At 67.8% G+C, this 23,169-nt stretch carries 26 protein-coding genes; 10 read left to right on the top strand and 16 right to left on the bottom strand.

Annotated elements, in window-relative coordinates:
- Positions 1-265, top strand: a 265-nt coding sequence (locus RJ05_RS23950) for an NAD(P)-dependent oxidoreductase (RefSeq protein WP_036540852.1), incomplete at its 5' end; no start/stop codon positions are given.
- Between the two features lie 3 nt (positions 266-268).
- Here RJ05_RS23950 and RJ05_RS23945 read toward each other — a convergent pair.
- Complete coding sequence (locus RJ05_RS23945; protein ID WP_051016852.1) at positions 269-922, bottom strand: TetR/AcrR family transcriptional regulator; 654 nt, start codon at positions 920-922, stop codon at positions 269-271.
- An 89-nt stretch (positions 923-1,011) separates the two neighbouring features.
- Between RJ05_RS23945 and RJ05_RS23940 the strand changes: the two genes are divergently transcribed.
- On the top strand, positions 1,012-2,145 hold the full coding sequence (locus RJ05_RS23940) for an epoxide hydrolase family protein (protein ID WP_036540847.1): 1,134 nt from the start codon (positions 1,012-1,014) through the stop codon (positions 2,143-2,145).
- Between the two features lie 63 nt (positions 2,146-2,208).
- On the opposite strand, the gene RJ05_RS23935 is transcribed toward RJ05_RS23940, so the two are convergent.
- Positions 2,209-3,351 carry a GTP-binding protein gene (locus RJ05_RS23935; protein ID WP_036540844.1) on the bottom strand — a complete coding sequence of 381 codons (1,143 nt, stop codon included), beginning with the start codon at positions 3,349-3,351 and terminating at the stop codon, positions 2,209-2,211.
- Positions 3,352-3,471: 120 nt separating this feature from the next.
- On the opposite strand from RJ05_RS23935, the gene RJ05_RS23930 reads away from it, so the two are divergent.
- The 3 genes from RJ05_RS23930 to RJ05_RS23920 all read left to right on the top strand — a co-directional run bounded on the left by RJ05_RS23930 (position 3,472) and on the right by RJ05_RS23920 (position 6,034).
- Entirely contained in the window at positions 3,472-4,284 is an 813-nt protein-coding gene (locus RJ05_RS23930) for an ABC transporter permease (protein WP_036540861.1), read from the top strand.
- Positions 4,281-5,012: an ABC transporter ATP-binding protein gene (locus tag RJ05_RS23925; RefSeq protein ID WP_036540842.1), complete on the top strand. Its 732-nt coding sequence runs from the start codon at positions 4,281-4,283 to the stop codon at positions 5,010-5,012. Before RJ05_RS23930 ends, RJ05_RS23925 begins: the two co-directional genes overlap by 4 nt.
- Positions 5,013-5,086: 74 nt before the next feature.
- On the top strand, positions 5,087-6,034 hold the full coding sequence (locus RJ05_RS23920) for an ABC transporter substrate-binding protein (RefSeq protein WP_051016850.1): 948 nt from the start codon (positions 5,087-5,089) through the stop codon (positions 6,032-6,034).
- Between the two features lie 54 nt (positions 6,035-6,088).
- Here RJ05_RS23920 and RJ05_RS23915 read toward each other — a convergent pair whose 3' ends face one another.
- The 9 genes from RJ05_RS23915 to RJ05_RS23875 all read right to left on the bottom strand — a co-directional run bounded on the left by RJ05_RS23915 (position 6,089) and on the right by RJ05_RS23875 (position 15,316).
- Entirely contained in the window at positions 6,089-6,847 is a 759-nt protein-coding gene (locus tag RJ05_RS23915) for an HD domain-containing protein (RefSeq protein WP_249040534.1), read from the bottom strand.
- Positions 6,848-7,170: 323 nt separating this feature from the next.
- A complete protein-coding gene (gene thiC, locus RJ05_RS23910; protein ID WP_036540837.1) occupies positions 7,171-8,832 on the bottom strand; it encodes a phosphomethylpyrimidine synthase ThiC in 1,662 nt (553 codons plus the stop codon).
- A gap of 216 nt (positions 8,833-9,048) precedes the next feature.
- A complete protein-coding gene (locus RJ05_RS23905; RefSeq protein ID WP_036540834.1) occupies positions 9,049-9,522 on the bottom strand; it encodes a VOC family protein in 474 nt (157 codons plus the stop codon).
- A gap of 136 nt (positions 9,523-9,658) precedes the next feature.
- The gene (gene fahA / locus RJ05_RS23900) at positions 9,659-10,837 is read right to left on the bottom strand and encodes a fumarylacetoacetase (RefSeq protein WP_036540857.1); all 1,179 of its coding nucleotides are present in this window, start codon (positions 10,835-10,837) and stop codon (positions 9,659-9,661) included.
- A complete protein-coding gene (locus tag RJ05_RS23895) occupies positions 10,834-12,030 on the bottom strand; it encodes a homogentisate 1,2-dioxygenase (protein ID WP_036540855.1) in 1,197 nt (398 codons plus the stop codon). The genes fahA and RJ05_RS23895 overlap by 4 nt, the downstream gene beginning before the upstream one ends.
- 180 nt (positions 12,031-12,210) lie before the next feature.
- The gene (locus RJ05_RS23890) at positions 12,211-12,831 is read right to left on the bottom strand and encodes a TetR/AcrR family transcriptional regulator (protein WP_036540832.1); all 621 of its coding nucleotides are present in this window, start codon (positions 12,829-12,831) and stop codon (positions 12,211-12,213) included.
- A gap of 63 nt (positions 12,832-12,894) precedes the next feature.
- Positions 12,895-13,710, bottom strand: a complete 816-nt coding sequence (locus tag RJ05_RS23885) for an exodeoxyribonuclease III (protein WP_036540830.1) — start codon at positions 13,708-13,710, stop codon at positions 12,895-12,897.
- Between the two features lie 45 nt (positions 13,711-13,755).
- The gene (locus RJ05_RS23880; protein ID WP_036540827.1) at positions 13,756-14,736 is read right to left on the bottom strand and encodes an N-acetylglutamate synthase, CG3035 family; all 981 of its coding nucleotides are present in this window, start codon (positions 14,734-14,736) and stop codon (positions 13,756-13,758) included.
- Positions 14,729-15,316 (bottom strand): peptide deformylase, encoded by a 588-nt coding sequence (locus tag RJ05_RS23875; protein ID WP_036540824.1) that lies wholly within the window; start codon positions 15,314-15,316, stop codon positions 14,729-14,731. The genes RJ05_RS23880 and RJ05_RS23875 overlap by 8 nt, the downstream gene beginning before the upstream one ends.
- 218 nt (positions 15,317-15,534) lie before the next feature.
- Here RJ05_RS23875 and napA point away from each other — a divergent pair, with 218 nt between their 5' ends.
- The 5 genes from napA (at position 15,535) to RJ05_RS23850 (ending at position 19,876) form a co-directional block, all read left to right on the top strand.
- Complete coding sequence (napA, locus tag RJ05_RS23870; RefSeq protein ID WP_036540821.1) at positions 15,535-15,876, top strand: nucleoid-associated protein NapA; 342 nt, start codon at positions 15,535-15,537, stop codon at positions 15,874-15,876.
- Between the two features lie 18 nt (positions 15,877-15,894).
- Positions 15,895-16,443 (top strand): LytR C-terminal domain-containing protein, encoded by a 549-nt coding sequence (locus tag RJ05_RS23865; RefSeq protein ID WP_036540820.1) that lies wholly within the window; start codon positions 15,895-15,897, stop codon positions 16,441-16,443.
- A 122-nt stretch (positions 16,444-16,565) separates the two neighbouring features.
- Positions 16,566-17,276 (top strand): superoxide dismutase[Cu-Zn], encoded by a 711-nt coding sequence (gene sodC, locus RJ05_RS23860; protein ID WP_036540818.1) that lies wholly within the window; start codon positions 16,566-16,568, stop codon positions 17,274-17,276.
- A 12-nt stretch (positions 17,277-17,288) separates the two neighbouring features.
- Positions 17,289-18,434 carry a glutamate--cysteine ligase gene (locus RJ05_RS23855; RefSeq protein ID WP_036540816.1) on the top strand — a complete coding sequence of 382 codons (1,146 nt, stop codon included), beginning with the start codon at positions 17,289-17,291 and terminating at the stop codon, positions 18,432-18,434.
- Positions 18,435-18,559: 125 nt separating this feature from the next.
- Positions 18,560-19,876 (top strand): phosphatase PAP2 family protein, encoded by a 1,317-nt coding sequence (locus tag RJ05_RS23850; RefSeq protein ID WP_036540814.1) that lies wholly within the window; start codon positions 18,560-18,562, stop codon positions 19,874-19,876.
- Positions 19,877-19,979: 103 nt separating this feature from the next.
- Here RJ05_RS23850 and mnhG read toward each other — a convergent pair whose 3' ends face one another.
- Genes mnhG through RJ05_RS23825 form a run of 5 tightly spaced genes read right to left on the bottom strand, consistent with a single transcriptional unit; the run spans position 19,980 to position 23,086 of the window.
- Positions 19,980-20,330: a monovalent cation/H(+) antiporter subunit G gene (mnhG, locus tag RJ05_RS23845; protein WP_036540811.1), complete on the bottom strand. Its 351-nt coding sequence runs from the start codon at positions 20,328-20,330 to the stop codon at positions 19,980-19,982.
- Complete coding sequence (locus tag RJ05_RS23840; RefSeq protein WP_036540808.1) at positions 20,327-20,587, bottom strand: monovalent cation/H+ antiporter complex subunit F; 261 nt, start codon at positions 20,585-20,587, stop codon at positions 20,327-20,329. The genes mnhG and RJ05_RS23840 overlap by 4 nt, the downstream gene beginning before the upstream one ends.
- Positions 20,584-21,114: a Na+/H+ antiporter subunit E gene (locus tag RJ05_RS23835; protein WP_036540807.1), complete on the bottom strand. Its 531-nt coding sequence runs from the start codon at positions 21,112-21,114 to the stop codon at positions 20,584-20,586. The genes RJ05_RS23840 and RJ05_RS23835 overlap by 4 nt, the downstream gene beginning before the upstream one ends.
- A complete protein-coding gene (locus tag RJ05_RS23830; RefSeq protein WP_036540804.1) occupies positions 21,111-22,706 on the bottom strand; it encodes a Na+/H+ antiporter subunit D in 1,596 nt (531 codons plus the stop codon). The genes RJ05_RS23835 and RJ05_RS23830 overlap by 4 nt, the downstream gene beginning before the upstream one ends.
- Positions 22,703-23,086: a Na(+)/H(+) antiporter subunit C gene (locus RJ05_RS23825; RefSeq protein WP_036540802.1), complete on the bottom strand. Its 384-nt coding sequence runs from the start codon at positions 23,084-23,086 to the stop codon at positions 22,703-22,705. The genes RJ05_RS23830 and RJ05_RS23825 overlap by 4 nt, the downstream gene beginning before the upstream one ends.
- Between the last annotated feature and the right edge of the window lie 83 nt (positions 23,087-23,169).

Below are 23,169 nucleotides of genomic sequence, written 5' to 3'. Positions count from 1 at the left end.
CGTCCTGTTCGGCCTGGTGCTGCGCCCGGCCTACAACGACCATGTCCGCCAGGAGGAGCACGTGCGGGCCAGTGATCTCGACTGGACGATCGTGCGGCCGAGCGCGTTCACCGACGGGCCCGCGACCGGCACCTATCGTCAGGGCTTCCCCGGCAACGAAGCCGGGCTGTCGCTGAAGATCTCCCGTGCCGACATTGCCGAGTTCATGCTGGATCAGCTCACCGACCGCAGCTATCTGCATCGCGCGGTCGGCATCTCGAACTGATGCTCACCGGCCGGTGCGCGGCTGCCAGCGCCAGGCGAACTCTCCCGGCTGCGGCGCGGGGCCGGGTAGTTCGCCGGGCGTGGCCATGCCGTCGACCAGCAGGGCGAGCACTCGGCGACGCAACTGTCTGGTGCGTTCGGGTTCAGGAGTGCTGACGGCAGCGCAGGCGTCGAGCACCATTCCCAGATCCAGGTCGGTCACTTCGGGGCGAAGCCGGCCGGTGGCGTGGGCCCGCCGCACCAGTTCCGACGTCAGCTCACCGGAGCGCTGCACGTCGGGCACGATCGAATCGTCGGGCGTGAAGGTTCCCGCCAGGCGCACGGTGAGGGAGTGGACATCGGCGTCCACCACTCGCTCCAGGAAACCGACCAGACCGCGCCAGCCGTCCGAATCCGCCAAGGCCGCTTCGGCTTCGGCGTTGTAGCGGCGCAGGCCGTCGTAGCAGAGGGTGCGCAGTAGCACGTCCTTGCTGGGGTAGCGGCGATAGAGCGCGCTGATGCCGACGCCCGCGCGTTCGGCGACTGCGGAGATCGGGGCGGCGGCATCGGCGAGGAAGACCGCGCGGGCCGCATCGAGGATGATGCCGTCGTTGCGGGCGGCTTGGGCCTTGCGGCCGGGCAAACCCTTCTGAGCTGCGGCGTCGGATGTTTTCGGCATGGAATCAGACTAGCACTTGAAACGGAATGATCCGTTCTGTTACGGTGTGAACAGAACGAAACATTCCGTTCCAAACCGAGGAGCTCGCCATGACCATCCGTCCCTTCACCGTCGACATCCCGCAGGCCCGCCTCGACGACCTGGCCGACCGGTTGCGGCGCGCACTGTGGCCGGACGAGCTGCCCGGTGTCGGCGATTCCTACGGCGTCCCGGGCGATCGGGTGCGCGGTCTCGCCGAGTACTGGCTCGACGAGTTCGACTGGCGGGCCGTGGAGGCAAAGCTCAACGCGTACCCGCAGTTCATCGCCGACATCGACGGCGAGAGCATCCATTTCCTGCACGTTCGGTCCGAGCGCGCGGACGCGCTGCCGGTGATCCTCACCCACGGCTGGCCCGGTTCGGTGCTGGAATACCTCGACGTCATCGAGCTGCTGACCGCGCCGGAATCACCCGACGCGCCCGCCTTCCATGTGGTGATCCCGTCGCTGCCCGGTTTCGGCTTCTCCGGTCCGACCCGCAGCACCGGGTGGAATGTCCAGCGCACCGCCAAGGCGTGGGTGGAGCTGATGACCCAGCTGGGCTATGAGCGGTTCGGGGCGATCGGCAACGACGGCGGCTCGATGGTCTCGCCGGAGATCGGCCGCATCGCGCCCGAACGGGTGGTGGGTGTGCATGTCACTCAGCTGTTCTCGTTCCCCTCCGGCGACCCGGCCGAGTTCGACGGCATCTCCGCCGAAGATCTGGCGGCGCTCGAGCATCTGAAGTGGTTCCAGGAGAACAAGATGGCATTCAATGTGTTCTGCAGTCAGCAGCCGCAGACCTTGGCCTACGCACTGGCCGATTCCCCGCTCGGGTTGCTCGGATGGAATGCGCAGCTGTTCGGCGAGAGCCTCGACAAGGAGTTCGTCATCTCGAATATCGCGCTGTACTGGCTGACCGGCACCGGTCCGACCTCGATCCGCTTCTACTACGAGCAGGCCCACGCGAACGAACAGCCCGCCGAGCCGACCACGACGCCGACGGCGCTGGCCATGTTCACCGGTGATTTCCAGTCGATGCGCCGGTTCGCCGAACGCGATCACAGCAATATCGTCAGCTGGAATTCCTATGACGTCGCCTCGGTCGTCGGTGGGCCCAACGACGCCGCAGGGCATTTCGCCGCACATGAGGCGCCGGAGGTCTTGACCGGTGACATCCGGCAGTTCTTCGAAAAGTTGAGCTGACATCATCGCGCAAACGGCCCGGGTCCCCTCGTTGGACCTGGGCCGTTGCCGTGGCGGGAGAACTCAAGCGTGTTCGTGGAGTTCGCCCCAAGCGGGGAACGGGTCCGGGTACGTTGCCCAGATCTGCGGGCCCGCGTCCAATTCGGCGTCGGTCAGCAATGCGCGGTCGAGCAGCGCCCGAATGTGGTCGCGATTGAGCTTTATGCCGATGAAGACGATCTCCTGACCGGCCGGAACCTCGAGCGAGGACCACCAGGCGGCCGGCTCGAAGACCAGGTTCGGGCCGGCTTGCGACCAGATGGCGGCCAGGTCCGATCGGCTGGCGATCCAGCAGAAACCCTTGCTGCGCAAGAGCCCTCGCAGTTGATCCAGCGCCTCGGACAGCCGCTGTGGATGGAACGGCCGGTCGGCCGTATAGGTGAGGCTGCTGATGCCGTACTCCTCGGTCTCCGGTACGTGACCGCCTGCCAACTCTTCGGCCCAGCCTTCGGTGGAGGCCGCCGCGACGGGGTCGTAGCGGCCGGTATCCAGCACCTCGCTCAGCTCGACCACGCCGTGGCGGGTCCGTAGGACCCTGGCGCGCGGATTCATTCGACGCACCGCCGCCTCCACCGCCCCGGCCGCACTCTCGCTCACCAGGTCGGTCTTGTTGATCAACAGCACATCCGCGAATTCCACCTGATCGGCCAGCAGATCGGCGATCCCGCGCTCATCGCCCTCACCCGCCTGCATATTCCGTTCGGCCAGCGCCTGTCCACGGGCGATCTCGGCGAGGAAGGTCGAGGCGTCGACCACCGTCACCATGGTGTCGAGCCGGGCGACGGATCCGAGACTGAACCCGTCCTCGAACTCCCAGTCGAAGGTAGCCGCGACCGGCATCGGCTCGGAGATGCCCGTCGACTCGATGACCAGTTGATCGAAACGACCTTCCCCCGCCAGCCGGGCGACGGCCTCGATGAGGTCTTCGCGCAGCGTGCAGCAGATGCAGCCGTTGGTCAGCTCGACCAGCTTCTCCTCGGTGCGATCGAGATGACCCTGCCCAGCGACCAGCGCCGCGTCGATGTTCACCTCGCTCATGTCGTTGACGATCACCGCGACCCGGCGACCCTCCCGGTTGGCCAGGATGTGGTTGAGCAGGGTGGTCTTGCCCGCGCCGAGGAATCCGGACAGCACGGTCACCGGCAGTTGCTTGGTGGAAGTGGTCATCTACAAATGATAACCATTTTCATTTAGCGGTTGCGGTCGGGCAGCTGCCCCTGGATCGACTCGAGGTGAGCGCAACCCTGTCGACGGACCCGTGTGGCCCCGCATCATGCACCAATGCTGATGGAGAGGCGCACCGAGCGGACCGAGCAGCGGGTTCCGCTGTATCGACGTCCGGGGCTTCTGCGTGCACTGGCTCCGATCGCGTTGCTGCTGGTCTGGCAGGTCGCCAGCAGCAGCGGCTGGGTGTCGGCGAAGAAGCTGCCCGCGCCGTCGGTGGTGCTCGATGCCGGCCTGGAGATCTATCGGTCGGGACAGCTGGGCGAGGCGCTGCTCGTTTCGGGTGAGCGCGCGTTGTTCGGATTCCTGCTCGGCGCGGTGCTCGCGGTGGTGCTCGGGATCATCGCGGGAATGGGCAAGATCGGCGAATACGTGCTGGATCCGCCGTTGCAGATGGTGCGGACAGTCCCGCTGTTCGGGCTGATCCCGCTGTTCATCATCTGGTTCGGGATCGGCGAGGAACCGAAGATCTACCTGATCGCCCTCGGAGTGTTCTTCCCGCTGTATCTGAACACCTTCGCCGGTATCCGCCAGCTGGATCCGAAGCTGCTGGAGCTGAGCCGCACCCTGCAACTGACCCTGGCCGAACGCCTGCGACTGCTCATCGTGCCGGGTGCGCTGCCGCAGATCCTGGTCGGAGCGCGGCAGAGCCTCGGCATCGCCTGGTTGTCGCTGATCGTGGCCGAGCAGATCAACGCGAGCGCGGGGCTCGGTTTCGTGATCAACAATGCCCGCGAATTCCTGCGCACCGACATCGTGATCTTCGGGCTGCTCATCTACAGCCTGCTCGGCCTGGCCACCGATTCGATCGTGCGCGCGCTCGAACATCGCGCCCTGCGCTGGCGTCCGTCCGTCGACCGAGGGGTTCAACCATGACCGTCACCCAGGATGTCGCCACCCGCGCGGCGGCTCGAATCAGCGGACTGGACAAGAGTTTCGGTGGGCGCAGCGTCCTCGCTGGTGTCGACCTCGAGATCACGGCGGGCGAGATCGTCGCGTTGGTCGGACGCAGCGGTTCCGGCAAGTCCACGCTGCTGCGGATCATCGGCGGCCTCGAACAGGCCGATCGCGGGGAGGTGACGGTCGACGCCCAGCCCACGATCGTCTTCCAAGAGCCGCGGCTCATCCCATGGCTTCCCGTCCTTCGCAATGTCGCGCTCGGGAGGCCGAGCCCGCGCAATCGGCGCGCCGACGAGAAGATCGCCGGGCAGCTGCTCGAGCAGGTGAATCTGCGCGAGCGCGCCGAGGCCTGGCCGCTCACCCTCTCCGGTGGGGAGGCTCAGCGCGTCGCCCTGGCCAGGGCGTTGGTCGCCCATCCGACGCTGCTGTTGCTCGACGAACCGTTCGGCGCCCTGGACGCGCTGACCCGGCTGGCCATGCACGATCTGCTGTTGCGGTTGCAGGCCGAACGCGGATTCGGCGTGCTGCTCGTCACCCACGATGTGACGGAGGCGGTCGCGCTGGCGGACCGCGTGCTGGTGCTCGAGCACGGCCGCACCGCCGAAGAAGTCCGCGTCGACCTCCCTCGCCCGCGCCCGCATTCGTCGCCGCAGGCCGCCGAATATGTCGCCCGGTTGCTGCGGCTACTCGGCGTCGACGCCTGATCCATCCCGCTCCACTACGCAGGAAAGCAGTTCTCGTGAAACGACTCTCGATATTCCGGCTCGCAGGTGCGGCCATGGTGGCCGCAGCCGTCTTCGCCACCTCCGCGTGCGGCGAGGAAGCCGTACCGGCGCCGAGCGGGCCGGTGGACCTCAGCACGGTGACGTTGAAAGTCGGTGATCAGAAGGCCATTTCGATCGAGGTGCTGTTGCGGGCCTCCGGCCAGCTGGAGAACCTGCCGTACAAGATCGAGTTCTCCACCTTCACGGCCGGTCCGCCGCTGATCGAGGCGGCCGGGGCGGGCGGCATCGATCTGGCGCAGACCGGCAATACCCCGGTCATCTTCGGCGCCGCTGCGAATGCCGACATCAAGATCGTCGGTGCGCTGGCGGCGACCGGTAAGGGCGATGCGATCCTCGTCGGCAAGGACTCGAAGGTCGCCTCGGTCGCCGATCTGAAGGGCAAGAAGGTCGCCGTAACCAAGGGCAGCTCGGCGAACGCGAACCTGCTGCTGCAACTGCAGAAAGCCGGCCTGAGCCTGGACGACGTGGAACCGGTCTATCTGGCGCCCGCCGACGGCTACGCCTCGCTGACCCGCGGCGACGTCGACGCCTGGGCGGTATGGGACCCCTACACCGCCATCGCGGAAAAGGAGGTCGGTGCCAAGTCCATCGCCTCTGCCGACCAGGCCGCCAACGGCTACAACTTCTGGGTCGCTTCGAACAAGGCCGTCGACGATCCCGGAAAATCGGCCGCCATCCGCGACTTCTTCACCCGCTACGCCGCGGCCACCAAGTGGCCGTCGGACAACCTCGAGCTGTGGTCGACCAAGTACGCCGAGTTGACCGCGATCCCCGTCGACGCCTCCCGAACCACCTGGACCCGCTCGATCAAGGAACCGATCCCGCTCGACGACCAGGTGATCGCCTCCGAACAGGAAATCGCCGACGCGTTCACGGAGGCCGGCGCGATCCCCGGTAAGGTCGCCTTCGCCGACTTCGTCGACCGAAGCTTCGACCAGTAGATCACCCAGCTGCGCCCGGGAGTGCGCGTAGTCCCTGGCGTCGATTCGCGAATGTCAGCGGGCAGAAGACCTGTTCAGTGGATTCATCGATACCGGTAATCGCATGCCCAGCTTCCACATCACGGCCGCTCGCGAGTCCGGACGGTCGCGTGCCTCTCGACGCATGGCGGATAGAAACGCGCCGGTGAAGCCGTCCCGTGGATGCATCCGCACAATGTCGGCCAGTAGTGGACGGGGCAGATCGCCGATGCGAGTGCCCGCGACATCAAGGTGGGCGGCGGCGTGCAACAGGTGCGCCTCCACACCCTGCGCCGGATCCACCGCGACGTCCATATGCAGCGCGATGGCCTCGTCGACGAGGTTCGCCAGTTCGGTCGACGCTCCCCAAGCCAACAGCCGGTCGCGTGCCACCGACCCGCCGTGCACGGCGAAACACGGAGACTGTCCCGGCGCCGGTCGGCAACGGTCGGTCAGTGCGATGTCGTGCAACAGCGCGGCGATAAAGAGCGCCTCGGGGTCGAATCGGTGGCCGTCCAGCTGGGCGAAGGCCGCACCGAAGTACCAGCAGCGCAGGCAATGCTGATGCAGCTGCTCGCCGTAGACCGATTCGGCCAGCTCGACCGCCGCACGGGTGGCACTGCTGTCCGGTGGGGTCTCCGGCAGTGTCATCGCCCCCGAAGGGCCGCCCTTCCCCAGCGCTGCCTTCACGATACCGGGCAGTCCCGCGAGTTGCGCTGTGGCAGCACGTCGCGCGAAGTCGAGCTTCTGCTTGCGGTCCAGAGCACCGCGCGGCCGATAACGATCTTCAGGCACCAGGCACCTCCGGATGTGGTGCACGAGACGCCACTCGATAGGCGATGGCTGGTCCGATCGATCGGTCGAGCGTCTCGCGGCTTTTTCCTCGGCCGTTCATACCCGCACCTATTCACACGCGTCCGGTCCTGTACCGACGCCAGTATGTTAGTGAACTCCGGGTTCATCCACGATTCGGACCGGGGGCGGCAACCGGCCTGCCTGCGGCCGGCGACCGCCGTCGACGGGCGCTGGTGGCCAGGGCGCTCGGCGTGTACAACGTGGGCTGAACCGAAAACGCACGCCTCCGGAGATTCCCCGAAGGCGTGCGCGTCCCGGTGCGACTAAGAGACCACCGGCAGGTAGACCTTCTTGCCGGCGTCGGCGAACTCGGCGGACTTCTCCGCCATCCCCGCCTCGATGGCCTCCACATCGGTGAGGCCCTGTTTCTCCGCGTATTCGCGCACGTCGGCGGAGATCCGCATGGAGCAGAACTTCGGGCCGCACATGGAGCAGAAATGGGCGGTCTTGGCCGGCTCGGCGGGCATGGTTTCGTCGTGGTATTCGCGGGCGGTGTCCGGATCCAGCGACAGGTTGAATTGGTCGACCCAGCGGAATTCGAAACGGGCCTTGGACAATTCGTCGTCGCGCTGCTGCGCGCGAGGATGCCCCTTGGCGAGGTCAGCGGCGTGCGCGGCGATCTTGTAGGTGATCACGCCGACCTTGACGTCATCGCGGTTGGGCAGGCCGAGGTGCTCCTTGGGCGTGACGTAACACAGCATCGCGGTCCCGGCCTGGGCGATGATCGCGGCGCCGATGGCCGAGGTGATGTGGTCGTAGGCCGGTGCGATATCGGTGGCCAGTGGGCCGAGGGTGTAGAACGGCGCCTCCTCGCACAGCTCCTCCTCGAGCCGCACGTTCTCCACGATCTTGTGCATCGGCACATGGCCGGGACCCTCGATCATCACCTGCACGCCATGCGATTTCGCGATCTTGGTGAGCTCACCGAGGGTACGCAGCTCGGCGAACTGGGCCTCGTCGTTGGCGTCGGCGATGGAACCGGGACGCAGGCCGTCACCGAGGGAGAAGGTGACGTCGTAGCGCGCCAGGATCTCGCACAGCTCCTCGAAGTGGGTGTAGAGGAACGATTCCTGGTGGTGGGCCAGACACCAGGCCGCCATGATGGAACCGCCGCGGGAGACGATGCCGGTGACGCGCTTGGCCGTCAACGGCACATACCGCAGCAGCACGCCCGCGTGCACCGTCATGTAGTCGACGCCCTGTTCGCACTGCTCGATGACGGTATCGCGGTAGATTTCCCAGGTCAGCTTGGTGGGATCGCCGTTGACCTTTTCCAGCGCCTGGTAGATCGGCACGGTACCCACCGGCACCGGCGAGTTGCGCATGATCCACTCGCGGGTCTCGTGGATGTTCTTGCCGGTGGACAGGTCCATGATGGTGTCGGCGCCCCAGCGGGTGGCCCACACCATCTTCTCCACCTCCTCGGCGATGGAGGAGGACACGGCGGAGTTGCCGATATTGGCGTTGATCTTCACCGCGAACTTCTTGCCGATGATCATCGGCTCGCATTCGGGGTGGCGGTGGTTGGCGGGGATCACCGCGCGGCCGGCGGCGACTTCATCGCGCACCAGCTCCGGTGAAACCCCTTCGCGCGCGGCGATATAGCGCATCTCGGCGGTGATGATGCCCGCCCGCGCCCAGGCCAGCTGGGTGCGCGGGCCGTCGATCTGCGGCTTGGGCCATTCGTCGCGCAGCTTGGGCAGGCCGGCTTCGAGGTCGATGGTCGCGGTGTCGTCGGTGTACGGGCCCGAGGTGTCGTAGACGTCGAAGTGATCGCCGGTGGTCAGGTTGATCCGGCGCACCGGAATGCGCAGGGTCAATCCGTCGGCTTCGACCTCTTCGTAGTGCTTGACGCTGCCCTCGATCGGGCCGGTGGTCACCGTGTCGACCCCTGCGGTGGTCGCGGAACGGCCGGTGGAACCCATATTTTTCCTCCCTACGCCGGCATTACCCGGTCAGGTTCATACGGTCGACGGCCCTGATCCGCCCGGCATCGGGCTAGCCGTCCTCTCAGCCCGCTGGTGCGAGCCCCCGTTGGCGTGATTCGTACCCGCCCGACCATACCCGCCCCGCTTCCTGCCCGGAGCAGACCTGGGCGCGGCATCCGAACTCGCTGCCGGATACCGCGCCGGGTGCGCAGGTCACGCGTTCTCGTAGGCGGCGCGCATCGCCCGCAGGTCGATCTTCTTCATCTTCAGCATCGCGGCGGTAGCGCGGTCGACCGCGGCCGGGTCGCCGCTGAGCAGTTCATCGGCTTCGGCGGGCCAGACCTGCCACGGGACGCCGTACTTGTCGTAGAGCCAGCCGCACTCGATCTCCTTGCCGCCGTCGGCGAGCAGGGCGTCCCAGAGTCGATCGACCTCGTCCTGGCTGTCGCAGTTGATCAGCAGCGACATCGCGTGGGTGTACTGGAATTCGCCGCCACCGTTGATGCCGGTGAAGCGCTGGCCCGCGAGTTCGAAATCGACGGTCATCACGGCACCTGGCTCGCCCATGCCGCTATCGCTGTATCGCAGCACCCGCAGGACCCTGGAATCCGGGAACAGCGAACAATAGAATTCGGCGGCCTCCTCGGCCTGGTTGTCATACCAGAGGTTGGTGACGATCTTCTGCATGATGGTGTCCTCCCGATCGATGATCCGGCCTCATCCATCCAGACTGCTCGCCCGCGCGGAATTCATCGCGTTTTCCGCCGAACCGGCGAGAATCGGCTGCTGACCGCGGCCTCGTCGCGAGGTCGTGATGACGGTGTCACCTTTCGCGCGCGGGCAGGATCCGTCCGGTGACCTCGCCGAGCGCGAGGCGGGTACCTGCGGTCCCCGGCGCGGTGGCGGTAATGGTGACCTCGTCGCCGTCCAGCAGGAAGGTGCGCTCGGCGCCGTCGACGCTGATCGGCTCGGTGCCACCCCAGGACAGTTCCATGAACGAACCGCGTTCGCCGGCGGTGGGGCCGGAGATGGTGCCGGAGGCGTAGAGGTCGCCGGGACGGGTGGCGGCGCCGTTGACGGTGAGATGCGCCAGCATCTGGGCTGGTGACCAGTACATCCGGGCATACGGCGGATGGGCCACCGCTACGCCGTTCCACCGCACGGTCAGCTCGATGTCGAGCCCCCATGGTTCGGTGTCGCGCAGGTAGGGCAGGGGCGTCGGGTCCTGCGGCGGTGACGGCACCCGGGCCGATTCCAGTGCCGCGAGCGGGGTGATCCACGCGCTCATCGAGGTCGCGAAGGATTTCCCGAGGAACGGCCCGAGCGGCTGATATTCCCAGGCCTGGATGTCGCGGGCGGACCAGTCGTTGATCAGTGCGACGCCGAAGACGTGATCGGCGAAGGCGGCGGTACTGATCGAGCGGCCGAGTTCGGACCCGACGCCGACCACGAAACCGAGTTCTGCCTCGATATCCAGCCGCCGGGACGGCCCGAAATCCGGTGTGCCCGAATCGGTGCGCCGCTGCCCGCGTGGGCGCACGATATCGGTGCCCGATACCACGACCGTTCCCGCCCGGCCGTGATATCCCACCGGTAGATGACGCCAATTCGGCAGCAGCGGTTCCGATCCCGGGCGCAGTAGCTTTCCCAGGTTCGTCGCGTGATCGATGCTGGCGTAGAAGTCGACGTAGTCGCCGATGCGCACCGGCAGCGCCGGGCGCACCGCCGCCAGCGGGAAGACCGCATCCGCGGAGAGGCCGCCGTCGATCAGTTCGCGCACCCGCTCGCGCACCTGCGCCCACCGCCGCGGGCCCTGCGCCAGAAAGGCATTGAGGTCCGGCCGCGCGAAGACCGGATCGTCGAGGGCGAGAGCCAGATCGATGACGTGATCGCCCACCCGCACACCCACCCGGTAGTCGTCGCCGCCGGGCGCGAACACCCCGTACGGCAGGTGCTCGGGCCCGAACGGCGAATCCGGCGCGACCTCGATTCGCGTCCTCACCGCGGTCCCCGCCCGGACCAGGTCCACGCGTACCCGGGATCTTCGCAGGCCAGTGCGCCCTCGCCGAGTTCGAGCGGGCGGAAGGTGTCGACCATGACGGCCAGCTCGTCGAAGAACTCGACCCCGATGCTCGCCTCGTACGCCCCCGGCTGCGGACCGTGCGCGTAGCCGCCGGGATGCACCGAGATCGAGCCCTGGCCGATGCCGGAACCGCGTCTGGCCTCGTAGTTCCCGCCGCAATAGAACATGATCTCGTCGGAATCGACGTTGGAGTGGTAGTAGGGCACCGGGATCGACAGTGGGTGATAGTCGACCTTGCGTGGCACGAAATTGCAGACAACGAAGTTGGTGGCTTCGAAGGCCTGATGCACCGGTGGCGGCTGATGCACCCGTCCGGTGATCGGTTCGAAATCGCCGATATTGAAGGTGAACGGATACAGGCAGCCGTCCCAGCCGACCACATCGAACGGGTGGGTCGCGTACACCATCCGGGTGCCGGCGATCTGGGTGCCCGGCCGATGTTTGACCAGCACTTCGATCTCGCTGCCGATGGCGAGTAGCGGTTCGGCAGGGCCGTGCAGATCGCGTTCGCAGTACGGTGAATTCTCCAGCAGCTGACCGAATTTCGACAGATAGCGCTTCGGCGGAGTGATGTGGCTCGACGCCTCGATCACGTAGGTGCGCAGCGGGTCGGGGCCGATCGGCAGCCACCGATGGGTGGTGGCGCGCGGGATCAGCACCTGATCGCCCTGCCGGGCAGGAAGCGCCCCGAACACCGTCTCCACCACGGCGGCGCCCGATTCCACGTAGACCAGTTCGTCGCCGATGGCGTTGCGGTACAGCGGGGAGGCGGTGCCCGCGACGACGTAGGACAAGCGCACGTCGGCGTTGGCGAGCAGCAATCGGCGTCCGGTGACCACGTCGACCCCGGCCCAGCTGTCACCGGGGAACAGCTCGTGCAGCCGCAGATGCCGGTGGTGCAGCGGATGATTGGGGGTGGTCGACTGGTCGGGCAGCTCCCACACCGTCGCCTCGATGATCGCCGGCGGCAGCCCGCGGTGATAGAGCAGCGAGGAATCGCCGGAGAAGCCCTCCTCGCCCATCAGCTCCTCGTAGAACAGGCGTCCCTGATCGTCACGATGCTGGGTATGCCGCTTCGGCGGCACCGACCCAACCTGCCGATAGAAAGCCATGACCACACCTCCCGCCGAACGGACGGACAGCCGGTTCCATCGTATGCCGCGGATACCGGTGTCAGGGGCGGCTCGCGGCCGGCCGGCCCTCGAACCACACGCGCCTCACCTACGGGGCGCGTTCTCCAGCCGACTCAGGGTGCGCCGGATGCCTGCGGTAGGGCGCGGCAGTGAGTGGGCTCAGGCGTTGCGCAACGCCCGATAGACGGCCGCGCCCACGAAGGCGCCCAGTTCTTCGGGCGTCCAGTTTCCGTCATCGGCGAGCAGGGTCCGCACCGCGCCCTCACCGGCCGAGATCCACTGCTCGACCAGCACCGGCAGCTTACGATCGGCATCCTCGATGCCCCAGGCCCGCAGCGTCGGGCGCAGCAGCCGGGTGCAGCGCTGCACGACCAGCGCGCGTCCGCGGCCGAAGGATCCGGCGACGGCCGGGTCCGGATTGCCGTAGAGCAGCAGCCACGATTCCGGCCGGGCCGCGACCACCTCGAGCAGGGCACGGAAACCTTCGACGAAGACGGGTTCGCCGGCGTCGACGTCACGTTCGCGCAGTGCGCCGAACACACCGTCGGCGACGTAGCCTTCCTCGCGGCGGATCAACTCCTCGATCAGCGCGACGCGATCGGGAAAGCAGGCGTACACCACCGGACGGGTGACCTTCATCCGTTCGGCGACCGCGGCGATGGTCACCGCCGCGATGCCCTGTTCGATCGCGATGGCCAAGGCGGCGTCGAGCACCTGCGGCCTGCGCCGTTGCGGCCCGAGATGCTGCGCACGCGGCCGCACCGCGGATTCGGTACTCATGCGCCAACGGTATCAGTGCGGTTACCCGGTCCCTGCGGTTCGGATGGCGGCGAGTGGCCGCCGTCAGTCGGTGAATTCGGCGATCACCGGTGCGTGGTCGCTGGCGCCCTTGCCCTTGCGCTCCTCCCGATCGACCACCGCGTCGGTGACGGAGGCCGCGAGTGCGGGGGAGGCGAGGACGAAGTCGATGCGCATGCCTTCTTTGCGGGGGAAACGCAGCTGGGTGTAGTCCCAGTAGGTGTAGACCCCTGGGCCCGGCGCGAAGGGGCGCATGACGTCGGCGAAGCCGGTGTCGAGCACCGCGGCGAACGCGTCGCGCTCGGGTTGTGAGGTGTGGGTTTTGCCCGCGAAGAACTCCGGAGACCAGACGTCGTCGTCGGTCGGGGCGATATTCCAGTCGCCGACCAGCGCGATCTTGGCCTGCGGGTCCTCGGCGAGCCAGCGAGCGGCGTTATCGCGCAGCGTGGCCAGCCATTCCAGTTTGTAGGCGTAGTGCGGGTCGTCGAGCGCGCGGCCGTTGGGCACGTACAGGCTCCACACCCGCACCCCGCCGCAGGTGGCGCCGATGGCGCGCGATTCCACCACCGGCGTCGCGATCAGCGATTCGCCCGCGTTCTTGTCGAAGCCGGGCTGATCGGGGAAGGCCAACTCCACATCGGACAGCCCGACCCGGGAGGCGATGGCCACCCCGTTCCACTGGTTGATGCCCAGATGCGCCACCTCGTAGCCGAGCTCGTCGAAGCGGTCGTAGGGGAACTGGTCATCGCGGCATTTGGTTTCCTGGATGGCCAGTACGTCGATGTCCTGGCGGTCGAGGAAGGCCACGACACGGTCGATCCGGGAGCGGATCGAATTGACGTTCCAGGTCGCGAGGCGCACGGGATTCCTTGTCGAAGAGAAGTGGATGAACGGCCTGATCCCGTTCTACCGGACCACCGGGATGCGGGGGCCGGGGGCTGCGTAGCGATAGTGATGGTGGTCGAGGAAACCGAGCTCCCGGTACAGCGCGAGCGCGCCGGCGTTATCGGCCTCCACCTGCACATAGGCGTGGGTGGCGCCGCGATCGCGGCCCCAGCGGATCAGCTCGGCACACACCAGCGAGGCCAGCCCGTGCCGCCGGTGCTCGGCTTCGGTCGCCACGCAGGTCAGCCCGATCCATTGCCTGCCGTCCGGTGCGGTGGTGAGCGCGCCACGGCCGATCGCGATGGGCTGGGGCAGCCCGAGCGAGGCGAAGCCGATCTCGCCTGCCCGTACCGAGGTGAGTACGTCGAGCTCGGGCATCGGCGCGGTCGGGTCGCCGAGCTCCGCCCCGCGACGGCGATGCAGATCCAGCCAGGCCGCGTCCGGCGTGGGCGCGATGCGCACCATCGACGGGCCACCCGGCAGCACGAAGTTGTCCAGGTCGATCCCGAGTACCACCGTCTCGCCCCAGGTATGCCAGCCCGAGGGCGGTGGAGCCAGCCGGTCGGGCAGTTGCAGCCGCAACGGCAGGCCACGCTCGGCCAACCAGGCGCCGATCCGATGCAACGCGTCGGCCGACACCAGCGGTGGCCCATCGGAATTGCCGAGGGGGACAGCCGAGTTCGCGCGATCGGTGTAGCCGTGCCCGGCGCGCACCAGCCAGCCGTCGATCCAGGCGTGTTCGGCGCCGGGCCAGCCGTCGGCGGCCGCCGCCTCCAGCGCGCGGATCTCGCTGGTCCGAATCGGCCTGGGCCCGAGGGCTTTCAACGCGACGACGCGATCCGTCGCCACCGACACCACCTGGCCGTCGGCGCCGCGCACCGTCGGCGGGTTCAGCGAGACCAGCTCGCCGATCACATCCGTCATCGGCTGCGGATAGCCCTCCGGCAGCAGATACCGCATGACCACCCGGCGGCCGAGTGGAATACCGGCGAAATCAGTCATGCCCGAACGGGTCCGGCACGGTGCCGGGTAGCCAGCTCAAACCCGGTGTGCCCCAGCCATTGCGCTTGATCGCCTTCTTGGCCGCGCGGGCATTGCGGCCGATCAGCACGTCGACGTAGAGGAAGCCGTCGAGATGGCCGACCTCGTGCTGCAACATCCGGGCGAAGAAGCCCTTGCCCTCGATCTCCACCGGTTGGCCGTGCTCGTCGATGCCGGTGACCTTGGCCCAATCGGCCCGGCCGGTCGGGAACTGCTCGCCGGGCACCGAGAGGCAACCCTCTTCGTCGTCATCGGGATCGGGCATGGTCTCGGGGATCTCGGAGGTCTCCAGCACCGGGTTGATCACCGCGCCGCGGCGGCGGGTGACCGTGCCGTCGGCGGCCTGATCCGGGCAGTCGTAGACGAACAACCGCAGCGGCTTCCCCACCTGGTTCGCCGCCAGGCCCACGCCGTTGGCCGCGTCGAGCGTCTCGTACATGTCCGCGATCAGCCCGGCCAGCTCCTCCGGCGACTGAGTCACCCGCTCGGTCGGGTTGTGCAGAACGGGATCGCCGACGATGACGATAGGGAGGATTGCCATGCGCCCAATTTTGCCGCCTCGGCCTCCCGTGGTGCGCGCCGCCCCTCGGCGGGTCCGTTCCGGGACCGGGAAACCCGCCCACACCGCCTGTCGCGACGCGTAACCGCTGGTACCAGACACGCCGCCGGACAGACGGCGCGAACGGCTATCCCCATGGTTGAATGATCGGCGACGTACAAGCATCATTTCGTCCGACGGTGACTCGGCGAGGGAGCAAGATGGACGGCGCAGCAGCGCGGGACCTTTCCGCAATCCAGGACAGCCCTTCTACGAGCGACGAGGTCACGGCCACTCAGCAGGCCGATGACGACGGCCTGAGCCGTCGCGAACACGACATCCTGGCCTTCGAGCGCCAATGGTGGAAGTACGCCGGCGCCAAGGAAGAAGCCATCCGCGAGCTGTTCTCGATGTCGCCGACCCGGTACTACCAGGTGCTCAACGCGCTTGTGGACCGTCCGGAGGCGCTGGCCGCCGACCCGATGCTGGTCAAACGGCTGCGCAGGCTGCGGGCCAGCAGGCAGAAGGCCCGCGCCGCGCGGCGGCTCGGCTTTCAGGTGTGACGGACTAGGCTCGAACAGGTGAGTTACCCGAAACCCACTTCCGGCGGGATCCCGCTGCGAGCGCTGGCGATGGTGCTGATCGCACTGGCCATCGTCTTCGCCGGTCTGGGCGCGATGTCGTTGTCGAGCGCGGACTCCGAGACCGAGACGGCCGCCGAGACCAGCGCACCGGCAACGACCACCTCGGTCGCGGTGGCTCCGCAGGCCACCTCCGCCCGCACCACCACCGCGAAGCCGACCACGACGACGGCGGCCCCGACCACCACCACCTCCACCACCCCGGTGGTTGATCAGTCGACACCGATCCGGGTGCTCAACAACAGCCTGGTCGCCGGGCTCGCCTCGCGGACGGTGAACCAACTGAAGGCCAACGGCTGGACCAACGCCTCCGCAGGCAACTACGCGGGCTCGACGATCCCCGCGACCACCGTCTATTACGGCAACTCCAGTGGCGACAAGGCGGCCGCGGAAGCCGTCGCGGCGATTCTGGGGGCGGGTGTGGCGCCGATGATTCCCGGATTGGGCGGCGGTTCCGCCGGCGTGGTCGTCGTGGTAACCGGTAACTGATCAGTAGTCCGACACGGCCCGAGGATCGAGCGACACGGCGGGCGTGGCATCATCTTGACCGATAAAACAACGTGTCCACCCAGCTTTACTCGTAAACTCGGTACTCGTAAAGGAGTTCCCCGATGGCACCGTCCACAACTCGTCGCCCGTCCTGGCGGACCGTGACCCCGGTGCTGGCGATCGCCGTCTTCGGCCTCACCGCCTGCACGAACAGCCAGGAGTCGAGTGACGTCCAGGGAACGACCCCGCCGGTGTGGACGAGTTCCCCCGCCCCGGCCGGCACCGAGAGCGGTCATGGCAGCGGCCACGGCAGCACCGGCGGGCACGGCGAAACCCCGGCCGCCGGTGGCACCAAGGTCGAGCTGAAGGACGCCGCGGGCACCACCGTCGGCACCGCCGACATCACCGAGGCGGGCAGCTTCCTGAAGATCAGCATCGAAGCGCACGGCCTGCGTCCCGGCTTCCACGGCCTGCACATCCACCAGGTCGGTAAGTGCGAGCCCAATTCGGTCGCCCCCACCGGTGGTTCGGCGGGTGACTTCCTCTCCGCCGGCGGCCACCTCCAGGTCGGCGCCGCCAACTCGCATCCGGCCAGCGGCGACCTGACCTCGCTGCAGGTGCGTCAGGACGGCAACGCCACCCTGGTCACCACCACCGACAAGGTGACCATGTCCGATATCCGCGGCAAGGCGCTCATCATCCACGCCGACTCGGACAACTTCGGTAATATCCCCAGCCGCTACAACCGCCCCGACGGTGGTTCGGGTCCGGACGAGGCCACCCTCGCGACCGGTGACGCGGGCGGCCGCGTCGCCTGCGGCGTGATCCAGTAGGAGCGTGCCGGCATGGGTGGGGCTGGGATCGAGAGGGTTGTCTTCCACGGTTCGCCCCGCCCGACCATCGGCGTCGAATGGGAGATCGCGCTCGTCGACAAGGTGACCCGCGATCTGTCCAATACCGCTGCGGCGGTCTTCGATTCGGTCGGTGATCTGCGCGCCCACGACGGCACCCCGCAGGTCACCAAGGAGCTGCTGCGCAATACCGTCGAACTCGTCACCGGCGTGCACAACAGCGTGGGCGACGCGATGGACGATCTCAGCGCCACCATGAACACCGTGCGCCGCGCCGCCGATCCGCTCGGCGTCGACCTGTTCTGCGCGGGCACCCATCCGTTCGCGCAGTGGTCGGCCCAGCAGCTCACCCGCTCACCGCATTACGACGAACTGATCGAGCGCACCCAGTGGTGGGGCAGGCAGATGCTGATCTGGGGCGTGCACGTGCACGTCGGAGTGTCGCACCAGGACAAGGTCTTTCCGATCCTGAACTCGCTGCTGCTGTCGTATCCGCATCTGCTCGCGCTGTCGGCGTCCTCGCCGATGTGGTCGGGGTCCGATACCGGTTACGCCAGCAACCGCGCACTCATGTTCCAGCAGCTGCCCACCGCTGGGCTGCCGTTCCAGTTCGAGAACTGGACCCAGTTCGAGTATTTCGTGCACGATCAGTTCAAAACCGGTGTGTTCGAACAGCTCGGCGGCATGCACTGGGATATCCGTCCCGCGCCGAAATGGGGCACCATCGAGGTGCGCGTCTGCGACGGCATCTCCACCCGTGCCGAGCTGGCCGCGATGGCGGCGTTCATCCACTGCCTCATCGTCGACCTGGACCGGCGGGTGGACAACGGTGAACAGCTGCCGACGCTGCCGCCGTGGCATGTGCAGGAGAACAAGTGGCGGGCCGCGCGCTACGGGCTCGACGCCATCGTCATCGTCGACGCCGACAGCAATGAGCGTCTCGTCACAGATGACCTCGACGAGCTATTGAACCGTCTGGAGCCGACGGCGAAACTGCTCGGCTGTGCCGACGAGCTCGCATCGGTGGCCGAAATTCCCGTCCGGGGCGCCTCCTACCAGCGGCAGCGCAAGGTGGCGGCGGCCGCGCAGGGCGATCTTGTCGCAGTGGTCGACGCGCTGGTCAAGGAGCTGGACCAGTAGCCGCGGAGGCGGTGGACGCCTGACGTTCCCTCGGCCAGAGGGATGACGTTCACCTGCCGTTTAACATGGTCGATGTGCTAGTCGAAGATCCGGACTCCAGAGTTGGCGCCGCGGCCCGATTGTCCATGCCGCGTACTCGGATTCGGGTCCTCGCACTCGGCACCGCGATCGCCGCCGTGCCCGCCTTGTTGATCGCCCTCCAGGTAGTGGCGTCCACACAGGGATTCGAAGGTCCGCTGGAGAGCCTGTGGCGTGATTACGCGGGCACGCCGAAGTCGATGACGGTGCCGTGGGCGGGCCTGATGCTGGCGCTGGTGGGGTTGCCGACGCGGCGGCGGATCATCGCGCTGGGCGCTGCGGTCGCGATCGACGTCATCTGTGCGGGCGCGCGGCTGCTGGCGGGCGAGCCGTTCGCGGTGGGCAATGGACCGGTGATCGTGCTGACCGCGATCGCGGTGCTGGCGCTGGTGCGCTGGGACGGCGTCGAACGCCGCAACGCCCTGCACGCGGCGGCCCTCGGCGCGCTGCTGATCCTGGCGACCAAGGTCGGCGACGTCTGGCTGCACGTCACGATCCTCACCCAGCCGCAAGTGCTCGACGAATACGTGATGCTCGCCGATCATGCGCTCGGCGACCCGTCGTGGGTGATGGGACGGGTGCTGGAGACCCTCGGCCCGTCGGTGGAGGCGGTGCTGCACTGGGTGTACATCGAACTGCCCGCCGCGGCGATCGTGGTGGCGGTGTGGCAGCTGCGCGGTGTGGTCTCGACCGGGCGCTGGCCCAGCCACTATCTGGTGCGGACGTTCCTGGTGCTCGGCTTGGTCGGCCCGGTGATCTATGTGCTGTTCCCGGTGGTCGGTCCGATGTTCGCCTTCGGCGCCGACGGCGCCGGTTTCCAGCTGGGCAATTATTGGCCGCAGGTGGTGCCGCCGATCGACCGCAACCCCTCGGCCCTGGATTTCGACTCGGTGACCCCGCGCAACTGCATGCCGTCGATGCACACCGCGTGGGCGCTGGCGGTGTTCCTGCACACCCGCCGGGCCGCCGATGGCAGCCTGGCGCCGCGCTGGCTGCGCTGGGGCGGCATGTTCTGGCTGCTGTGCACGCTGGCCGCGACCCTCGGCTTCGGCTACCACTACGGCGTCGACCTGGTGGCCGGCGCGGTGCTGTGCCTGACGGTGGAATCGGCGCTGCGCGAGCCCGAGCGCGGCTGGGGCTGGTTCCGCATCCGGCTGGTCGCCGGCGGTGCGCTGGTGCTGGCCGCGCTGCTGATCTCCTACCGCTACCTGGCCGTGCCGATGGCCGAGTATCCGGTGCTCGCCGGCACGATCGTGATGGCGCTGCTGGCGGCGGTGGCGGCGGCGTTCCACGGGACCTGGTTCGCGCGCAGGCAGAAGGTGCGGGCCGAGGAACCGGAGGCTGTCACCGCGTCGGCCGAGTAGCCCGTGCGCTGCCGTTTCGGCGTTGTCGGGCTGCGGTCCGGGCGGGTGGTCGGGGTGATCCGCCGCCGATGACACAGAACTCGGCGGGCACCGGGTAGTCGGCTCAGTTCCCGGGCCGCTGGTCGAGCTCGTTGCCGAGCTCGTTGACGGCGAGCAGCCCATCCCGGTGCCGCTGTTCGCGATAGGCCGTGCGGCCGATCAGGTGCGCGATGACCGGGGCGGTGAGCAGGGTGAACAGGCCCACCAGCACCAGCATCCAGGCGTCCGGGCTGTCGTAGACCCGGATGATGGTGCCGGCGAGCACCAGGTTCAGGCCGATGACCTGCGGTTTGGTGGCCGCGTGCATGCGCATCAGGGTGTCGGGGAACCGGACGATGCCGATGGCCGCGGTGAAGGCCAGGCCCGCGCCGAGCACGATCAGGATGCCGGAGATCCAGTCCAGGACGGTGATCATCGGTCGTCCCGCACTCGGAATCGGGAGACGGCGGCCGAGCCGAGGAACCCGACCAGCGCCAGCGCCACGATGGCGGGCACCACGGTGGTGTCACGGCTGTAGGCCGCCCATACCGCGAGCCCGCAGATGGCCATCGCCACCAGCGAGTCGATGCCGACCACCCGGTCCAGGGTGCTCGGCCCGGCCAGGGTGCGGTAAGCGGTGATCACCGCGGCCGCCACCAACAGAATCGCGGCCGTCACGGCGACGACGATCATGCGCTCACCTCCGGTACCGAACGGGCCGCCGGACGCTGGAAGCTGGCGATCAGCAGCCGCTCCAACCGGCGGGTGGTGCTGTAGAACTTGTCCACCGCCTTATCGCTGCCCACATCCATGACGTGCACGTACACCACGCATCGTTCGCGATCGAGTTCCAGCACCATGGTGCCGGGAATGAGATTGAGCAGATTGGTGCACAGCACGAGCACCAGATCCGATTTGAAGCTGAAGTACACGCGCAGCACGCCGGAGATCGGCGGCGGCGCGGGCCGGATCGCGAACCAGGCCACCTGCACGCTCGATTCGAGCGCGTAATAGATGCTCACCGCGATCAGCTGGATCAGCGGCACCGGGCGCACCCAGCCGGTGACGGGCACCCGCGGCAGCGGCAGCGTCACCATGATCAGCGCGCCGACCACCAGCCCGGCCAGCACATTGGCCACGCTGAGCCGGCCCCACAGCGCCACCCACACGGCGGCCAGCCAGCACAGGATGGCAATCCGGATCACGGTTTCCCGGCTCATCGCGGCTCCGATCCGAGCACGGCGGTGATGTAGACGCCGCGGTCGCGTAGGTCGTCGGCGGCCCGGTCGGCGATGTTCAGGATCGGCCCGGCCCAGACCGTGAGCGCGAGCCCCACGCCGACCAGGGCGGCGGTCGAGGTCACCATCAGGGCGGGCATCCGGCCCGGATCGGCGCGCTCGTCGTAGAGCATGTCGGTGGAATCCTCCACCAGCGTCGGCAGCGTCGCGGCGGCCAGATGCCCTTCGGTGGCCTCGGCGCGCGGACGCCAGAATGCCTTGCTCCACACCCGCGCCACCACGTACAGGGTGAGCAGGCTGGTGACCACCGAACCGGCGACCAGGGTCCAGGCCAGCACGCTGCCGTTCTGCGCACCCGCCTGGAGCAGCGCGACCTTGCCGACGAAGCCGGAGAACGGCGGAATCCCACCCAGATTCAGCGCGGGCACCAGGAACAGGATCGCCAGCAGCGGGCTCGCCGCGGCCAGCCCGCCCAGCCTGCGCAGCGACGCCGAGCCGGCTTGCCGTTCGATCAGGCCGACCACCAGGAACAACGCCGTCTGCACCAGAATGTGGTGCGCGATGTAGTAGACCGCGCCCGACAACCCCATCCGGCTGGCCAGCCCGACGCCGAACACCATGTAGCCGATATGGCTGACCAGGGTGAACGACAGCAACCGCCGGATATCGCTCTGCGCGATCGCACCGAGGATGCCGACGAGCATGGTCAACAGGCCCGCGATGAGCAGCACATTGTCGAAGCCGCCGTCGGGGAAGATCAGCGTGTAGGTGCGGATGATCGAGTACACACCGACCTTGGTGAGCAAGCCGGCGAAGACCGCGGTCACCGGTGCCGGCGCGGTCGGATAGGAGTCGGGCAACCAGCTCGACAGCGGGAACACCGCCGCCTTGATGCCGAAGGCCACCAGCAGCACCGCGTACACCGCGTTGCGGATACCGACCGGCACCTCGTCCATCCGCAGCGCCAGCTGGGCCATGTTCAACGTGCCGGTGGCGCCGTAGGCCAGGGCGATGCCGGTCAGGAAGATCAGCGACGACAGCATCGACACCATCACATAGGACACACCCGCGCGGATGCGTTCCTCGGTCGCACCGAGGGTGAGCAGCACGAACGAGGCGACCAGCAGGATCTCGAAGCCGACGAACAGGTTGAACAGATCGCCGGCGAGGAACGTCATCGACACTCCGGCGCTCAGCACCAGATAGGTCGGCCAGAAGATCGAGGTGGGTTGCTGGGAATCGGCGTCGCGGATGTTCTGGCCGGCACCGTAGACGGCGACCGCGAGCAACACGATCGAGGACACCAGCTCCATGGTCGCCGCGAGCCGATCCACCACCAGGGTGATGCCGATCGGCGTCTCCCAGGCGCCCACCTGCAAGGCGGTGGTGCCGTCGCGGTCGGCCAGGAAAAGCAGCAGCGCGCAGACCACCACCGCGGCCGACAGCGCGATCAGCGCGACCAGGCGCTGGGTGCGCGGACGCCGGCCGAAAACCAGCGTCGTCGCGGCCGCGAGCATCGGGATCAGGACCGGCAGCGGAGTCAGCACCGGCAGCAGGTCGGACGACAACCTCATTCCTCGGGATCCTCCTGCTCGCGCGTGGCCGCGATCCCGACGTCCTCCGGGTCGTTCTCGACGTCATCGGTGGTGGTGAGGGTGTAGGAGCGGTAGGCGAGGGCGAGCACGAAGGCGGCCAGGCCCATAGTGATCACGATCGCCGTCAGCACCATGGCCTGGGCCAGTGGGTCGGCCATCTCCTCATGGGCGGCGTCGGTGGCGCCGCTGATGGGTGGCTTCCCGTCGGCGCCGGCCATGGTGAGCACCAGCAGGTTCACCGCGTTGCCGAACAGGATCATGCCGAGCAGCATCTTCGACACCGCCCGCTCGAGGATGAGATATACCCCGCAGGCCACCAGAACGCCGACGACGATCAGCAGCGTCAGATTCACACTCACGCTGTACCCTCCTGCGCATGCCCGGGGCGCCCTCCGTGGTTACGCAAGCTGCCTCCTGCGGGCGCTGACCCGGTCATGCGGTG

Source organism: Nocardia cyriacigeorgica NBRC 100375, from assembly GCF_000308555.1.
GTDB classification, from domain to species: domain Bacteria; phylum Actinomycetota; class Actinomycetes; order Mycobacteriales; family Mycobacteriaceae; genus Nocardia; species Nocardia cyriacigeorgica.
Note: the sequence above shows the minus strand (reverse complement) of the source record. Positions and strands in the feature narration are given on the sequence as shown.

Excerpts from the sequence above, each read along its gene's own strand:
- RJ05_RS23905 (WP_036540834.1), bottom strand. The coding sequence starts at position 9,522 with ATGCAGAAGATCGTCACCAACCTCTGGTATGACAACCAGGCCGAGGAG.
- sodC (WP_036540818.1), top strand. The coding sequence starts at position 16,566 with ATGGCACCGTCCACAACTCGTCGCCCGTCCTGGCGGACCGTGACCCCG.
- RJ05_RS23835 (WP_036540807.1), bottom strand. The coding sequence starts at position 21,114 with ATGAGCCGGGAAACCGTGATCCGGATTGCCATCCTGTGCTGGCTGGCC.
- RJ05_RS23875 (WP_036540824.1), bottom strand. The coding sequence starts at position 15,316 with ATGGCAATCCTCCCTATCGTCATCGTCGGCGATCCCGTTCTGCACAAC.
- mnhG (WP_036540811.1), bottom strand. The coding sequence starts at position 20,330 with ATGATCACCGTCCTGGACTGGATCTCCGGCATCCTGATCGTGCTCGGC.
- RJ05_RS23920 (WP_051016850.1), top strand. The coding sequence starts at position 5,087 with ATGGTGGCCGCAGCCGTCTTCGCCACCTCCGCGTGCGGCGAGGAAGCC.
- RJ05_RS23855 (WP_036540816.1), top strand. The coding sequence starts at position 17,289 with ATGGGTGGGGCTGGGATCGAGAGGGTTGTCTTCCACGGTTCGCCCCGC.
- napA (WP_036540821.1), top strand. The coding sequence starts at position 15,535 with ATGGACGGCGCAGCAGCGCGGGACCTTTCCGCAATCCAGGACAGCCCT.
- thiC (WP_036540837.1), bottom strand. The coding sequence starts at position 8,832 with ATGGGTTCCACCGGCCGTTCCGCGACCACCGCAGGGGTCGACACGGTG.
- RJ05_RS23840 (WP_036540808.1), bottom strand. The coding sequence starts at position 20,587 with ATGATCGTCGTCGCCGTGACGGCCGCGATTCTGTTGGTGGCGGCCGCG.
- RJ05_RS23940 (WP_036540847.1), top strand. The coding sequence starts at position 1,012 with ATGACCATCCGTCCCTTCACCGTCGACATCCCGCAGGCCCGCCTCGAC.
- RJ05_RS23850 (WP_036540814.1), top strand. The coding sequence starts at position 18,560 with ATGCCGCGTACTCGGATTCGGGTCCTCGCACTCGGCACCGCGATCGCC.
- RJ05_RS23880 (WP_036540827.1), bottom strand. The coding sequence starts at position 14,736 with ATGACTGATTTCGCCGGTATTCCACTCGGCCGCCGGGTGGTCATGCGG.
- RJ05_RS23830 (WP_036540804.1), bottom strand. The coding sequence starts at position 22,706 with ATGAGGTTGTCGTCCGACCTGCTGCCGGTGCTGACTCCGCTGCCGGTC.
- RJ05_RS23890 (WP_036540832.1), bottom strand. The coding sequence starts at position 12,831 with ATGAGTACCGAATCCGCGGTGCGGCCGCGTGCGCAGCATCTCGGGCCG.
- RJ05_RS23945 (WP_051016852.1), bottom strand. The coding sequence starts at position 922 with ATGCCGAAAACATCCGACGCCGCAGCTCAGAAGGGTTTGCCCGGCCGC.
- RJ05_RS23925 (WP_036540842.1), top strand. The coding sequence starts at position 4,281 with ATGACCGTCACCCAGGATGTCGCCACCCGCGCGGCGGCTCGAATCAGC.
- RJ05_RS23930 (WP_036540861.1), top strand. The coding sequence starts at position 3,472 with ATGGAGAGGCGCACCGAGCGGACCGAGCAGCGGGTTCCGCTGTATCGA.
- RJ05_RS23895 (WP_036540855.1), bottom strand. The coding sequence starts at position 12,030 with ATGGCTTTCTATCGGCAGGTTGGGTCGGTGCCGCCGAAGCGGCATACC.
- RJ05_RS23935 (WP_036540844.1), bottom strand. The coding sequence starts at position 3,351 with ATGACCACTTCCACCAAGCAACTGCCGGTGACCGTGCTGTCCGGATTC.